This window comes from Proteus terrae (genome assembly GCF_003144325.1).
Taxonomy (GTDB): domain Bacteria; phylum Pseudomonadota; class Gammaproteobacteria; order Enterobacterales; family Enterobacteriaceae; genus Proteus; species Proteus terrae.
Map to the genome: position 1 here is coordinate 341,870 of NZ_PENS01000001.1, position 15,303 is coordinate 357,172.

At 39.8% G+C, this 15,303-nt stretch carries 16 protein-coding genes; 5 read left to right on the plus strand and 11 right to left on the minus strand.

Annotation, left to right across the window (positions count from 1 at the left end; genetic code table 11):
• Positions 1-21 precede the first annotated feature (21 nt).
• Positions 22-900 carry a 16S rRNA (cytidine(1402)-2'-O)-methyltransferase gene (gene rsmI / locus DK857_RS01410; protein WP_075671389.1) on the minus strand — a complete coding sequence of 293 codons (879 nt, stop codon included), beginning with the start codon at positions 898-900 and terminating at the stop codon, positions 22-24.
• Between the two features lie 61 nt (positions 901-961).
• On the opposite strand from rsmI, the gene DK857_RS01415 reads away from it, so the two are divergent.
• From DK857_RS01415 to dolP, 4 genes are all read left to right on the plus strand, one after another.
• Positions 962-2,716: a penicillin-binding protein activator gene (locus DK857_RS01415; protein WP_109393165.1), complete on the plus strand. Its 1,755-nt coding sequence runs from the start codon at positions 962-964 to the stop codon at positions 2,714-2,716.
• Positions 2,717-2,796: 80 nt separating this feature from the next.
• A complete protein-coding gene (locus DK857_RS01420; RefSeq protein WP_109393164.1) occupies positions 2,797-3,174 on the plus strand; it encodes a YraN family protein in 378 nt (125 codons plus the stop codon).
• Between the two features lie 22 nt (positions 3,175-3,196).
• Entirely contained in the window at positions 3,197-3,787 is a 591-nt protein-coding gene (diaA, locus tag DK857_RS01425; RefSeq protein ID WP_004245257.1) for a DnaA initiator-associating protein DiaA, read from the plus strand.
• Between the two features lie 9 nt (positions 3,788-3,796).
• A complete protein-coding gene (gene dolP / locus DK857_RS01430; protein ID WP_036933029.1) occupies positions 3,797-4,375 on the plus strand; it encodes a division/outer membrane stress-associated lipid-binding lipoprotein in 579 nt (192 codons plus the stop codon).
• Positions 4,376-4,487: 112 nt separating this feature from the next.
• Here dolP and ureG read toward each other — a convergent pair whose 3' ends face one another.
• Genes ureG through DK857_RS01465 form a run of 7 tightly spaced genes read right to left on the minus strand, consistent with a single transcriptional unit; the run spans position 4,488 to position 9,523 of the window.
• Positions 4,488-5,105, minus strand: a complete 618-nt coding sequence (gene ureG, locus DK857_RS01435) for an urease accessory protein UreG (RefSeq protein ID WP_006535303.1) — start codon at positions 5,103-5,105, stop codon at positions 4,488-4,490.
• A gap of 9 nt (positions 5,106-5,114) precedes the next feature.
• Positions 5,115-5,780: an urease accessory protein UreF gene (locus DK857_RS01440; RefSeq protein WP_161711173.1), complete on the minus strand. Its 666-nt coding sequence runs from the start codon at positions 5,778-5,780 to the stop codon at positions 5,115-5,117.
• A gap of 24 nt (positions 5,781-5,804) precedes the next feature.
• Complete coding sequence (gene ureE, locus DK857_RS01445; RefSeq protein WP_109393160.1) at positions 5,805-6,302, minus strand: urease accessory protein UreE; 498 nt, start codon at positions 6,300-6,302, stop codon at positions 5,805-5,807.
• A gap of 25 nt (positions 6,303-6,327) precedes the next feature.
• Positions 6,328-8,031, minus strand: a complete 1,704-nt coding sequence (ureC, locus tag DK857_RS01450; RefSeq protein WP_109401350.1) for an urease subunit alpha — start codon at positions 8,029-8,031, stop codon at positions 6,328-6,330.
• On the minus strand, positions 8,028-8,354 hold the full coding sequence (locus DK857_RS01455) for an urease subunit beta (RefSeq protein ID WP_109393159.1): 327 nt from the start codon (positions 8,352-8,354) through the stop codon (positions 8,028-8,030). Before DK857_RS01455 ends, ureC begins: the two co-directional genes overlap by 4 nt.
• An 8-nt stretch (positions 8,355-8,362) precedes the next feature.
• Entirely contained in the window at positions 8,363-8,665 is a 303-nt protein-coding gene (locus DK857_RS01460; RefSeq protein WP_023582851.1) for an urease subunit gamma, read from the minus strand.
• A gap of 21 nt (positions 8,666-8,686) precedes the next feature.
• Positions 8,687-9,523: an urease accessory protein UreD gene (locus DK857_RS01465; protein WP_109401351.1), complete on the minus strand. Its 837-nt coding sequence runs from the start codon at positions 9,521-9,523 to the stop codon at positions 8,687-8,689.
• Between the two features lie 493 nt (positions 9,524-10,016).
• On the opposite strand from DK857_RS01465, the gene DK857_RS01470 reads away from it, so the two are divergent.
• Positions 10,017-10,907 carry an AraC family transcriptional regulator gene (locus tag DK857_RS01470; protein ID WP_109401352.1) on the plus strand — a complete coding sequence of 297 codons (891 nt, stop codon included), beginning with the start codon at positions 10,017-10,019 and terminating at the stop codon, positions 10,905-10,907.
• 2 nt (positions 10,908-10,909) lie between these two features.
• Here DK857_RS01470 and mtgA read toward each other — a convergent pair whose 3' ends face one another.
• From mtgA to arcB, 3 genes are all read right to left on the minus strand, one after another.
• On the minus strand, positions 10,910-11,611 hold the full coding sequence (gene mtgA, locus DK857_RS01475; RefSeq protein ID WP_109393156.1) for a monofunctional biosynthetic peptidoglycan transglycosylase: 702 nt from the start codon (positions 11,609-11,611) through the stop codon (positions 10,910-10,912).
• Positions 11,612-11,631: 20 nt separating this feature from the next.
• Complete coding sequence (gene elbB, locus DK857_RS01480) at positions 11,632-12,282, minus strand: isoprenoid biosynthesis glyoxalase ElbB (RefSeq protein ID WP_109401353.1); 651 nt, start codon at positions 12,280-12,282, stop codon at positions 11,632-11,634.
• A gap of 237 nt (positions 12,283-12,519) precedes the next feature.
• A complete protein-coding gene (gene arcB / locus DK857_RS01485; protein WP_109393155.1) occupies positions 12,520-14,856 on the minus strand; it encodes an aerobic respiration two-component sensor histidine kinase ArcB in 2,337 nt (778 codons plus the stop codon).
• Between the last annotated feature and the right edge of the window lie 447 nt (positions 14,857-15,303).

Here is a 15,303-nt window from a genome sequence, read left to right on the forward strand (position 1 = left end):
AAAAGAAGCTAAAAAATCACTTTACTCGTCTTGAGCTTCACCATTTTGCTCAATGACATGCTTATAGAGTGCATTTTTCTTCACGCCATAAATTTCTGCAGTGACTGCGGCTGCTTTTTTCAGTGGTAACTCTTTTTGTAAAATCGCCAATGTCCGTAATACTTCAGGAGAAAAATCGTCATCAACGGGTTTTTCATAACCCTCAACAATTAATACCATTTCACCTTTACGGCGGTTTTCGTCTTCAAGAACCCATTTAAGTAATTCGCCAACAGGCATGCCTTGAATAGTTTCCCACGTTTTTGTGAGCTCTCTCGCTAATACTACGTAGCGATCTTCACCCCAAACTGTCACCATATCAGCTAAACTATCTAACAGCCGATGTGTTGATTCATAAAAAATCAATGTACGAGGCTCTTCTGATAATGACCGTAAACAGTCTTGACGACTTTTTGTTTTTGCAGGCAAAAAGCCTTCATAACAGAAACGATCTGAAGGTAGCCCTGCCGCAGACAGTGCCGTAATAGCAGCACAAGCGCCGGGTAATGGCACGACATTTATGCCATTCTTACGACATTGATTGACTAAATGATAGCCAGGATCGTTAATTAATGGTGTACCTGCATCAGAGACTAATGCGATACTTAGCCCCTGCTGTAATTTGCTAATTAATTGATCTGCTTTTTGCTGTTCATTATGATCATGTAACGCATACAAACGTGCGTTAATGGCAAAGTGCTGTAATAGAAGCCCTGTATGACGGGTATCTTCTGCAGCAATTAAATCGACATGAGACAGCACATCAAGTGCCCGCTGGGTGATATCGCCCAGATTACCAATAGGTGTGGGTACTATGTACAGTGTGGATGTCGTTACCGCTGCTCGATTAGGTTGATTCATTGTTTATTCCGAATGACCGATTTAAAATTGAGCATAATTATAAAACATCACTGGGTACAGTATGCTTTCCTCAATTTTTGTGCGTTTTAAAACAGGTTTATCCTATACTGCGATACTTTCTGCGCTGATTATGTCAGGTTGTACCCTGACGGGGCAACAAGAACAACCTCTCACTCCCGCTGCAAAAGCAGAAATGGAGATGAAACAATTTCAAAAAGTGATTGATGACGCTCAAGGGCTGGCATCTTTAGATGTTATTAGGGCCTATATTGGGTTAGAAACATTAATTACTGATCCTCAACTGCATCAGAAAAATATTGATGATACATGGCTCACGCTAACCAAACTCACACCAGAGCAACGCCGTAGTGTTGTTATCAAAGCAGATGAAAATACACTGCAAGGTTGGTTAGACTTACTGAATACCTATGAATACAACAAAGATGATGCTGATAAGTTATCAATAGCGGTCAGAGAGTGGCAGACTCGTTATCCTCGCAACCCAGCCGCATTAACACTTCCAGCATCATTATTGCGTCTTTCACAACCTTCAGTGAGTGCAAGTAGCCAAATCGCATTATTGTTACCTTTAACAGGGCAAGCGAAAGTTTTTGGTGAAGCTATTCGTCAAGGCTTCCTTGATGCGCAAAGTGGTTTACCACAACCTCAAGCAATGCCAGAGCCACAAGCACCTAAAAATGACGATAGCCTTAATTCAATTTTAGAAGAATTAGGTATCAAAAATACTGAAACACCAACAACAGATACCGCCAAAGAAACAACTGAAAATACGCAAGCGACTCAAGATCAAGAAAAAGAGAGCTCGACATTTTCTGGTGATACAACATTACGCTTAGATCCTGTTGCACAAAACTCTCGCCAAGTGATTGTTTATGATACCAATAGTCAATCTATCGATGTTTTACTGAAAAAAGTACAGCAAGACGGTGCTAACTTAATTGTCGGCCCTCTGCTAAAACCTGAAGTCATGAAGACTATTGAGCTTCAAAGTGGCTTACCTGTATTGGCATTAAATGAATTAGACAGTGTTCCTTCAGCAACAACCGTTTGTTTCTTCTCTCTTTCACCAGAAGATGAAACCCGTAATGCGGCACAACATTTACGTCAGCAGCAAAAATCAACCCCATTAATTATTGTTCCTGATAATAAATTTGGCCAAAGAATGGCACAAACATTTGCTGATGAATGGCAACGCACCGGCGGCGGTACCGTTTTACAACAAACTTTTAGCTCTGTTGAAAGCTTAAAAGCCTCTATCAACCGTGGTGTGGGTATTCGCATGACGGGTACGCCTGTTCTACCAACGGCTAATGCACCTTTACCATTAGAGACTCAATCCATTCCATCAGCAGGTGGTGCCATTGATTCTGTTTATATCATTGCGACTAGCGATGAATTAACCTTAATTAAACCAATGATTGATATGGCGATCAGTACCAAAAAGCGTCCACCAATTTATGTTAGTTCGCGTAGTAACCAAGGTGGAACAGGCCCTGATTTCCGTATGGAGATGGATGGTATTCAATTTAGTGATATTCCATTGATGACTGGTGCTAATTTGCCGTTAATGCAAAAAGCATCAAGCAAATTTGCGAACGATTACTCATTAATGCGTCTTTATGCCATGGGAATTGATGCATGGTCATTAGCAAACAATTACAATGATCTGACAAAAGGCACATTGCGTTTTAATGGTATTTCAGGCTCATTACGTGTTGAAGACAACTGTACTGTTTATAGACAACTTCCTTGGATGCAATTTAAACAAGGTAAGATTGAACCTGTTGCACAATAATGCACGCAGTTAATTATCATTAAAATAAACCGCCATAATGGCGGTTTATTTTATGAGTGATATAAAGAAGGAAATCATGGATGATTTTTTCTAAAAGCCCTTATTTTTTAGGGCTATACTATGAACAAAAAGCGCTAAAATATTTACGCCAACAAGGATTAATATTGATTGAGCGTAATGTCCGATATCCCTGTGGAGAAATTGATCTTATTATGCAGGAAAAGAGGACATGGGTATTTGTTGAGGTTCGTTTTAGACGTAACATCTTATTTGGTGATGCTATAAGCTCTATTACTACCTCAAAACGGCGTCGCTTATGGCATACAGCAAAATGTTGGCTAGCACAACGCCAAGAAAGTATTGAGACTTCAGACTGTCGTTTTGATATTTGTGCATTTAATCAACGCCAGCTAATATGGCTAAAAAACATTCTCGATTATACGGAATTTATTCGTTAAATTAGATTATATAGGTCTTAACGTGCTTGATAGAATCAAAGTCTGCTTTACAGAGAGTATTCAAACTCAAATTGCAGCAGCAGAAGCATTACCAGATGCCATTTCCAGAGCCGCCATGATGATGGTTCAATCTTTGTTAAACGGCCATAAAATATTAAGCTGTGGAAACGGTAGCTCAGCAGCAACAGCACAGCGATTTGCCGCCAGCATGATCCATCGTTTTGAAACAGAGCGCCCAAGCTTGCCTGCATTATCGTTAAACACAGATAGCGTTGTGATGACTGCAATTATGGGGAATCAGCAACACGATGAAATCTATGCAAAACAAGTGCGTGCATTAGGACAAGCTGGAGATGTGCTACTTGCTATCTCAACTCACGGTAACAGCAGAAGTATTATTAAAGCCGTTGAAGCCGCTGTTACACGAGATATGACCATTGTTGCATTAACAGGTTATGATGGCGGAGAGCTTGCCGGATTATTAGGCCCTCAAGACGTTGAAATTCGTATTCCATCTCAACGCACCGTCAGAATACAGGAAGTTCAGATGCTAACAGTCAATTGTCTCTGTGATTTAATTGATAATACATTATTCCCACATCAGGATGACTAAGGAGTTACTATGAAATTGCTTCCTATCACTGCAGTGCTATGTTCTGCACTTTTACTGCAAGGTTGTATCGGCGCAGCGGTTGTCGGCACTGCCGCAGTTGCGGGTAAGACTGCAACCGATCCTCGCTCATTAGGGCAACAAGTTGACGATGGTACATTGGAAGCACGAGTTTCTGGTGCTCTAAACAAAAACGAACAGATCAAGAAAAGCAATTCACGTATCGTAGCTACGGCTTATCAAGGCAATATTCTGTTAACAGGCCAAAGCCCTGATATGTCTGTTGCGAATACAGCAAAACAAGTTGCGAGTAAGGTTGAAGGCGTGAATAACGTCTATAACGAAGTCCGCCAAGGCGAACCTGTAACATTAGGCACAGCGTCTTCAGATACATGGTTAACAACCAAAGTTCGCTCTCAAATTTTAGGCAGTGATTCAGTCAAATCTTCTTCTGTAAAAGTGATCACTGAAAATGGTGAAGTGTTCTTATTTGGTATTTTGACTCGCCAAGAAGGGGCTGCGGTTGCAAAAATTGCCAGTGAAACCAAAGGTGTAGTAAAAGTAACCACGGCATTTACTTACCTTAACTGATCCCATTACTAACATCGTTTTTGTATTATCCTGTCAGTATCGGTATTTATAATAAATAACCGATACTGACAGTTTCTTTCTCGACTAAAACTCGCCTTTTCTCAACAAACTGTTAGCGTCTTAGCATGCCTTTATCAATGATAAAATCGATAATAGTTTCCAAGCCAACTTTTTCTTTTAGATTTGTGAAAACATAAGGCTTCACAGGACGCATTCTTGCTGTGTCTGCTTCCATCACTTCTAATGATGCGCCAACATAAGGTGCCAGATCGATTTTATTAATAACTAATAGGTCTGAATGTGTAATTCCGGGGCCACCTTTACGTGGAATTTTTTCCCCTTCAGCCACATCAATCACATAAATAGTTAAATCAGCAAGCTCTGGGCTAAATGTCGCACTTAAGTTATCACCACCACTTTCCACAAAAACGATATCAAGATTTTTGTGGCGCATTGCTAATTCTTCAACCGCCGCAAGGTTCATTGATGCATCCTCACGAATAGCAGTATGAGGACAACCCCCCGTTTCGACACCAATAATACGATCCGCATCTAATGCTTCAGCTCTCGTTAAGATCTTGGCATCTTCTTGAGTATAAATATCGTTAGTGACAACTGCGATTTCATAAGTGTCGCGCATTGCTTTACAAAGAACTTCTAACAGTGCCGTTTTTCCTGATCCAACAGGGCCACCAACACCAATACGGAGTGGTTGATTATATTCTTGCATATAGATTTCTCATGAACGAAAAAGTCGAGTGTATTGTGTTTCATGGCGACTACTGGCAATAATTTGCGCAGGTGTAAAACTTCCAATATCTTCAGTGGGCCAATGTGTAGATTGTTCAACAATCGCGGGGATCTGCTCTGCTAATGTAAACAATATTTTCTGTCCTGCACTTTGCCCTAAAGGGATCAGTTTCACTCCTGACATCACCGTATTTTCAAGCCAACCCCAAGCGTAAGCACAACATAACTTTTCAGCAGAAATATTCCATTTCACAGCAGCTAACGCAAATGCCATGAGTTGTGTCTGTTTTACACAAGCCTGTAAGGTTTCATCTAGCTCAATATCTAATTGAGGAAGTAATCGAGCAAAAGCGATGCCTCGTTGGCGCTCTTCTTGTCGCAACTCTTTAGTTTCACGACTTGCGACAATAAAATCACACCAATACTTCACTTCACTCATTTTGGCTTGAGCTAGATTTTCTTGTAATCGCCGTAAGATAGGAAGCTCTAACGTTGCTAAAGTGCCAGTTATTTGGGTACTTAGCCAGTCCGCTAATGTTTGAGGACAACAAACCCAGCCCTTTTCAATCGCCCACTCTAACCCTTGAGAATAAGTAAACGATCCTACAGGTAAAGAAGGACTGACTAATTGATATAAGCGCAGATCTGCAAGCATCAATAAGCTCCCCTATTCAAATAATTAGTGGTGATGGTGATGGTCGCCATGAGAATGATGATGATGACCACCTGACGATCCACCATAAGCGCCCGGCTCAGGTTGGTATTTCTCTAACTCCACAACCACATTGGCACCTAAACCTCTCGCCATATCATCTAAAACATGATCGTGAAAATAACGACACCAACCCGCCTCGATTTGTAATGGAACATGGCGATTACCTAAGTGGTAACAAACACGAGCCAATAACAGAGGATCGTCACTATATACCGTTGAAACTTGCTCTTTTGCCGCTTCAATTGTGACTAGCGTATTATCTTCTGACAGTAAGATATCACCCTCTTTTAGCACCGTACCGCGAGGCAAAAATAGCCCAGCTTCTTGCCCATCGCTTAACGTCACTTTTAAACGACTTTTGGTTCTTTCATCCATCGTTAAGCATAAAGTAAGAGCTTTTGTTTCTGGCGTTACTAATTCAAGTGCTTTTTGTTTATCAATAAGTTGAGTAAATCTTTTCATTCTCTACATTCTCGGTAAACGCTAATCAAAAGAGGAAATAGCGTTGTGCCATTGGTAATTGCGTTGCAGGTTCACACACTAATGGCACACCATCAGCTTTCACAATATAGGTTTGAGGATCAAGCTCGATATGAGGCACATAACTATTGTGGATCATCGAAGCTTTAGTGATGTTACGACAGCCTTTAACACGACCAATTAAGCTCTTTAAGCCCAGTTTTTCAGGCACTCCAGCTTCAATGCCCGCTTTTGACATAAAGATCATCGACGTCTGATATTTCGCTTTACCTAAGCAAGCATACATTGGGCGATAATGTACAGGCTGAGGTGTTGGAATAGCCGCATTAATATCACCCATTGGCGCATAAGCTACCATGCCACCTTTCATGATCAACGCAGGTTTCACTCCAAAGAAAGCCGGATCCCACAAAACCAGATCCGCTAATTTACCTTTCTCAATAGAGCCGACTTCGTGTGCAATACCATGTGCTAAAGCAGGATTGATCGTGTATTTCGCCACATAACGTTTAATACGATGGTTATCACTTTCAGCGGTATCACCGTCTAATATGCCGCGCTGTAATTTCATTTTATGCGCACATTGCCAAGTACGAAGAATAACTTCACCTACACGTCCCATTGCCTGTGAGTCTGACGACATAACAGAAATAGCACCCATATCGTGTAAGATATCTTCTGCTGCGATGGTTTCACGGCGAATACGAGATTCAGCAAAAGCCACATCTTCAGGAATAGACGGATCAAGATGATGGCAAACCATCAACATATCGAGATGCTCATCTACAGTGTTAATGGTATAAGGCATTGTTGGGTTAGTAGAAGCAGGCAAAATATTCGGCTCACCAACTGATTTAATTACATCAGGTGCATGCCCACCACCTGCGCCTTCTGTGTGGAAAACGTGGATCACACGACCAGCTATCGCTTTCACAGTTTCCTCGTAGAAACCGCCTTCATTTAAAGTGTCAGAGTGAATAGCGACTTGCACATCCATTTCATCGGCAACATTAAGGCAGTTATGAATTGCCATCGGTGTTGCACCCCAGTCTTCATGGATTTTTAAACCAATAGCACCGGCTTCAATTTGCTCGCGAACGGCTTCTGGTTGACTCACACAGCCTTTACCGAATAACCCCACATTAATAGGCAATTCATCAACGGCTTCTAACATGCGGTGCATATTCCAAATACCTGGCGTTACTGTGGTTGCATTTGTTCCAGCAACAGGCCCTGTACCACCACCAATAAACGTGGTGACACCAGACACTAAACCTTCTTGTGCTTGTTGAGGGCAGATAAAGTGAATATGCGTATCAACGCCACCAGCGGTAACAATTTTGCCTTCACCTGCAACCACTTCTGTGGCAGGCCCTACAACAATATCTACATTAGGTTGAACATCAGGATTACCCGCTTTACCGATACCTACAATGCGGCCATCTTTAATACCGATATCCGCTTTTACAATACCCCAATGATCTAAAATAATTGCGTTTGTAATAAGCACATCGACACATTCAGCATTGACAACTTGGCTTTGCCCCATGCCATCGCGAATAACTTTACCACCACCAAATTTGACCTCTTCGCCATAAGTGGTGAAGTCTTTTTCAATTTCGAGAAAAAGCTCAGTATCAGCTAATCGCAGACGGTCGCCAGTTGTTGGACCAAACATATCTGCATAAGCTTGACGTGAGATAGTTTTCATTTTTTCTCACTCTCCAATTTACCCATCACCTTGCCATGAAAGCCATAAATTTCACGCTTTCCAGCAAAAACCACTAATTCAACAGTACGGCTTTGCCCTGGTTCAAAACGAACCGCCATGCCCGCTGGAATATTTAAACGAAAACCTAATGTGCCTTCTCGTTCAAATTTCAGCGCCTCATTCACTTCATAAAAATGATAATGAGAGCCGACTTGCACGGGTCTATCACCATGATTTGCAACCTGTATTGTTTTTGTTTCTCGACCAGCATTAAGTTCGATGTCGCCTAATGCTTGGTTAACTCTAATTTCACCGGGTATCATGTTATTACCTACACAATAGGATCATGAATAGAAACAAGTTTTGTACCATCAGGGAATGTACATTCCACTTGGATGTCTTTGATCATTTCTGGCACGCCTTCCATGACTTGTTCCGCCGTCAAAACAGTACGCCCTTCACTCATCAATTGGGCAACGGTTTTACCCTCTCTTGCCCCTTCCATAATGGCGCAACTGATAAGTGCAACCGCTTCAGGATAATTAAGCTTGAGCCCTTTCGCTAAACGTCTTTCAGCAACAAGACCCGCTGTAAAAAGCAGTAATTTATCTTTTTCTCTTGGTGTTAATTCCATTTCTGCTCCTAAAATTAACGATTATGTCGCCCATATACGAGGCGGCTCAGGGCAATACCCTAACCAGTGTTGTCTGACGGCTTGCCAAACTTGAGCAAAACACGCCATCATCGGCTCTGTTTGCGAGCCTAATAACCGTAAAACTAAAATACCGTCTACATCCGTTAAACCATATTCGATAACATGATCATAAGAAGCGGAGAAAGCCTCGATACTTTGTTGAATAAGGCTTTTTAATTCGTCAGCTGCGGGATAGATATAAAGTGATCCCAACATCGGAAACTCACGCATGGCAGCCGATCTTTTTTGTAAACCATCGACAAAAAGTGACTCAGTTAATGTCAGTTTTTCATCGATATAGATATTTAAACGCCCTTTTACATTGCCATCTTCAAACCATTCATTTAAAACGGGACGACCAAAACATTGAATTTCCCAGCCAATAAATCTGGCAGTAGATGCAATATGAATATGTGTTTCTAGGCGAACTTGGGCTTCAGGAAAAAAGATATTTTCTTGAGGTAACCACTCTAAAAAACCATTAGCTGCCACTTTTAAGGTTTGAACTTGCCGAGCAACACCGCCAGCACTACGGTAAAACTTAGTGGCTCCGGGTGTTGTGAGCAATGCATGTGCTTGGGGTTGCACATCAATATTAATCAATAGTTTATCGCCACCGACCACACCACCTGGGGGATGAAGCAAATAAGTGTGTGCAATACCTTGCTCAGGATAAAAAGGACGCTGAACCATTAATGGGCCGATATGACGCTTTTCTGTAAGACGTGTTATTTCGCGTTTTACTTCATAACGTAAAACGATTTCAGCAAGCCAACCCTTCCCTGAAAAGTCAGACATACTCACTCCTGCCAACTCGGCAAAATTATCAATAAATCAGGAAAATACGTGAATACATACAGCGCTATCCATAAGATTGAGTCATTCAAAATCAAATAGAAAATAAGCTAATGAATGTTGGATAGGGTGTGGATAAAAGACAAACAGTGATATCCTAAGAACAGGATAATCTCCTTCGTCTGTGACGCGCGATTCTACACCTTATTACGAAAAATGCGTTTTGAATAAATAGCAATTTATTTAGAAAAAATGACACTGTTTAAAATAAATGTAAAAAATGAGCAGATATCTATATAGTCATGTTTTATCAACAAGATTATATTCTGCTTCACTCTCATTCTGCTTTGCATGACAACACTAATTTAAATAGAATAATCTCTCTATTTATTATTCTAGACGTGGCTTATCAGTTTATACAACCAATGAGCTAATTTTGAGTATTGTTCATTTAAGCAAGATTAATGCTTAACTTGCCTACGGTATATCGGAGATCATGGAATACAAACACATCCTGTCCTCTAACCAAATGTCTTTAAAAACGTTTTACATCGAAAACCCGATGGTAGCGATGGTTAGTGGCGCAAAAGGTACGATTTGCATCAATGGACAAACTATTGATGTATCCAGCCATTTAACGCTTATTATTCCGAAATACAGTCAAGTCTCTTGCGATATAGTCAGCCAATTTACGCATAAATCGATTGAACTACACACGCTTGTGTTATGTGAAACAGAGCTTCAATCTGTTTTCTCTTTACTAAAGCCTTTAATTAAATCTAGTTCACCACTAACAAGCCACCTACCTGCTTACCATTTATCAACGCCTGAAGTGATAAAAAGTAATTTTGGAATTTTAAAACAGTGCTTACCACTTCCACATGGCTCTCCATCTCAAGAAACCATGTTTATGCAGCAATGTTTGTTTTTTATTTTGATGGCGGTGTATCAAGAAGGTATCGATATTTTAAATATCTTCCGATTTAACTATGATGAGCCCAAAAATCAGGCAATTACGCATTTAATTACGCAAGATCCGCAAAAAAAATGGCATTTAGAAGATGTGGCTAAAACACTTTTTACAACACCATCAACGTTACGTCGGCATTTAAGTAAAGAAGGTGTCTCGTTCTGTCAGCTATTACTGGATGTCAGAATGGGGATTGCTTTAAATTACCTGACATTTTCTAATTACTCTGTTTTTCAAATAAGTCATCGCTGTGGTTTTGGCAGTAATGCCTATTTTTGCGATGCTTTTAAACGTAAATACGGCATGACGCCTTCACAATTTCGTATTCAGTCTCGCCAATCTAACGATCCCTCAGCGATAACAAAGCTATCAGAGAAGATTGCTGAGCCTAATAGAAAGATATTTCAAACCTTATAGAGTTATGACAAATTATTTTTCTTTAAGAAGCTAATTCCCCCCATTAGTCGCATCTGATTTAAGATCCACTGTTGCCGCTTTAGAGTATAAGCAGAAGGTTTATTTACATGATAAATATGCGGATTAGGTAATACTGCGGCTAGTAATGCGGCCTCATGACTTGTGAGTTGTTTTGCTGGCTTTCTAAAATAGTGTTGGGAAGCCTGCTCTACACCGAAGATCCCATCACCAAACTCAACAATATTCAGGTATACGGTTAAAATACGTTTTTTTGACCAAATAAGCTCGACAACGGGCGTCATTCCCGCCTCAAGCCCTTTTCTTATCCAACTACGACCATCCCATAAAAAAAGATTTTTGACAGTTTGCTGAGAAATAGTCGATGCACCACGTAATGTTTTCCCGTTGTTATGATTTTTTTTGAAAACTTTCTCAATAGCATCAAAATCAAAGCCCCAATGTTTGGGAAAATTTTGATCTTCAGAAGCAATCACGGCTAAATACATCACTGATGCTATCTCTTTTTCACCCACCCAAGTGGAATGTGATACATAAGAGAAATCAAACTCACTCCAAGCAGAAATTTGTCTTTGAACCATAACAGCAGAAAAAGGCACAGGTAAAAAAGAAAACAGCACAACTGTTAACAGCCATAAAGCAATTAAAATAATTAATACTTTCTTTAACTTTCTCACCAGTACCATCTGCTGTTTTTACCTACTCTTTATGCCATTTCAAGGACTTTCTTAACCAGTTTCTCAATACCTACCTGTGCTTGTGCAATAGATTGTGCAAGCATATACGCAGGAGTTGTGACAACACGATATTTTTCATCAACAACAATATCATCAACAGGGCAATCTATATGGACGCCACCCATTTTTTCGATTGCATGTGCTGTTTCTGTGTCATTTCCAATTGTTAATTTTACTGGAGAATTTAACATTTTTGGTAACATTACAGGTGCAATACACATTAGCCCTAATGGTTTATTTTGCTGATGCATCGCTTGTACAAACCTTAAGAGATCTTTGTTAATTTCACAGTTACTCCCTTTTGTTGCGAAATTGCACAAATTCTTCGCTGCACCAAAACCACCAGGAATAATGACAGCATCAAAGTTTTCAGCCTTTGCCTCTGATAAAGGGGATATTTTCCCACGAGAAATACGAGAAGATTCTTCCATCATATTCCTTTTTTCTGATTTTTCTTCACCTGTAATATGATTAATTACAGTTGGTTGTAAATTATTAGGTGAAAAATAATGAACTTCAGCATTATTTTGGCTTAAAGCAAGCATTGTGAGCACTGATTCATGGATTTCACTCCCATCGAATACACCACAGCCACTTAAAATTACCGCAATTGATTTCATATCTTTCTCCGTTTGTAGTAGATTACTAGTTACCCATTTATAGGTGTAAGCACCAATCGGCATCACATATTTAAATGTTTCTTGTAACAAAAAAACTTATCTTTGCTATTTTGTTGCTTGTATGATGTATGGAATAGTTTCATCCTATTCGCCTATGTAATGAGAATCAAAAAAAGCGGATAGAAAAGTTTCCCTGGTGTTGGCGCAGTATTCGCGCACCCCAACCTTCGGTTGGGGTTATTTTTTTCTAGTGTCTGATAACCAGTTTCTTAAACTTTCCACATCCTTTCTCCAATCTCTTTCTAGCTCATCTACCCACTCTTGTACATTGTCCCACCAAGCAGGTAATTCCGATGATTGGATCTGTTTAGCGAGTTGCTGTAAATGTTTTAAACCTATAGAACCCGCTGCTCCTTTAATTTTATGTCCTTCCTCAGTGATGCCCTTCTGATCACGTGCAGTCATGTTAGATTCAAGGACAGACATATAACTTGGCATCATCTTCTCAAAAACATCTAGACCATCAGTGATTAATTGAGGTCCGACAAGTTCGATGTATTGATTCAGCATGTCTATATCTAATAATTCTTCATTTTTATTCAACAATTCCGATGACTCATTACATGGCACAGAAACCGCACCATCCCCCCAGAATTTATTGATAATCGCGGTAAGCGCATCCACAGAAAGTGGTTTACTTAGCACATCATTCATTCCTGCATCCAAATACTCTTTTTTATCTTTCAAAACATTTGCTGTTAAAGCAATCAGAGGAGGAAGTTCATTACTGTCGAATTCTTGACGTAATTTTCTTGAAATATCGAACCCTGTCATATCTGGTAATTGAATGTCTAATAGCACTAAGTCATATTCATCAGGCTTAAACATCGATAATGCTTCTTGCCCTGTCATTGCTACATCAACAGTATTACCCAATTTTTCTAAAACAGAGCAGGCGACAATTACATTGAGTTCAATATCTTCCACAAGAAGAATATTTAAAGCCGGTAATAAGAGCTCATCATCACTTTCGATATTGTGCTGCTCTTCAATCGCAGGAGCGACGATAGAGAGAGTAAAAGTAGACCCCTTACCTAACTCACTCTCAACACGGATATCACCGCCCATATGCTGTGCTAGGCGTTTTGAGACGGCAAGTCCGATACCCGTTCCCGTTGCAGAACGACCACCTTGACTATCATTAACTTGATAGTACATAGCAAAGATCTTCTCCAGCTCACTTTTTGGAATACCAATTCCGCTATCTTTCACTTCAAAGAACAACTTATCTGGCGCTTCTTGCCAAATACGCACTTTGATTTCGCCTTCTTGGGTAAACTTCACGGCATTACCGATGAGGTTCCATAAGATCTGGCGTAATCGAGTTCCATCAGAGGTTATTTTATGTGGTAGTGTTTCTTCTGCTTCCAGTGTGAATTTCAATCCTTTTGGCTGTACTAACAGTCCAGACAGATTTTCTAAATCAGAAATAAATTCAGTAAAGTCAATTGGCTGGTTATCTAATTGAATTTTTCTACGCTCAATTTTGTCCATTTCAATCACGTCATTAAAAATATTTCCTAACGTAATCGCACTCACATGTATGGTTTTTAAGTAATTGAGTTGTTCTGGCGAAAGCTCGGTATCCAATAAGATACGGCTTAACCCAACAATACCATTTAGCGGTGTACGCAATTCGTGGCTGATTGTTGAGATAAAGGTGGTTTTATCACGGCTCGCGTTCTCTAACGCGTCTTGATAGCGCTTACGCTCTGTAATGTCACGTCCAAAGCCCATTAAGCCATGACGTTTACCAATACGATCATAAAACGGCACTTTGCGCAGCTCAAAACAAGCCTTGCGTCCATCTGGATAAACTAACCATTGCTCATAAGTGAGTGACACATTATGACGGAAGACTTTCTCATCTGTTTCCATCACTTTTATTGCAATATCTTCGTCATAAACATCAAGTGGTGTTAAACCGATAAGCTGCTTCTCGCTTTTGCCTGTCAGTAATTCCGTCGCGCGGTTACATCCTGAAAATTCATTGTCTTCATTGCGGTAATAAACTAAGTCAGGAGAGGCATCAAGGAATGAGCGTAAAAGTGAGGATTGCTGTTCAAGCTCGATTTGCGTCAATTCACGACGCTTCATTTCGCTTTTTAGTTTTTCGAGTAGTTCAAGGTGTGCTTTTTCAACTTTTTCACGCTCTTGAATTTCCAAGTTTAATTGCTCAATATTCTCTTTTAATTGAGAGTTAAGCTCTAAGTCGCGCTGACGCATTACCCCAAGTTTATCCACCATACGAGATAAACGGCGTCGTGACTCTTCAAGTTGTTCAACCACAACAGAGAGAAAATAGACAGCCCAAGGCGTAATAATCAGCCCAAAGAAAATAGAGCGAACAAGGTCAATACTGGTAACATCACCTGCAAGCAAGAATGTCACCGCCATTTGAACAACCATCGCTAAAACAACTAATGCAGAAGCCAACAATAATGAGAAGCGAATTAGCCCCAGCCTCATCATTAAGTCAACGTAGTATTGGGCAAGCCCTTTGAGCAATTTCATTGAAAACTCCAATATATTGAATCTATGGAATGATAACCCAAAAATGAATTGGCGCAGTGGCGAACATTCAGAAATCTTGCTAAGAGTAGTTATTTCTCATTACTTTGTTTGATTTAACTCTCTATTTTCTCTTAACAAGAACCTCTCCGATATATGTATTCATAAAAATAATGCAAAACTTAATTGCATAAACGATAGCGATATCAACGATAAATAGACCTTACTAGAAAAAATTCAATTTGTCTTTTTTTATACAAAATGTATAAAAACAATAAAAAACTAAATTTATTCTAATCATTAGAATAACTAACTACTCGCTTTTATCATTAAAGGATGTGATAAAGCGAAATGGCTTAAATAAAGTGATATAACTCACACTAAAAATAGGTATTAACCTCCTTCAAAAAACAAACATTTTATTTATTTATCAATAAATTAAAATAAAAA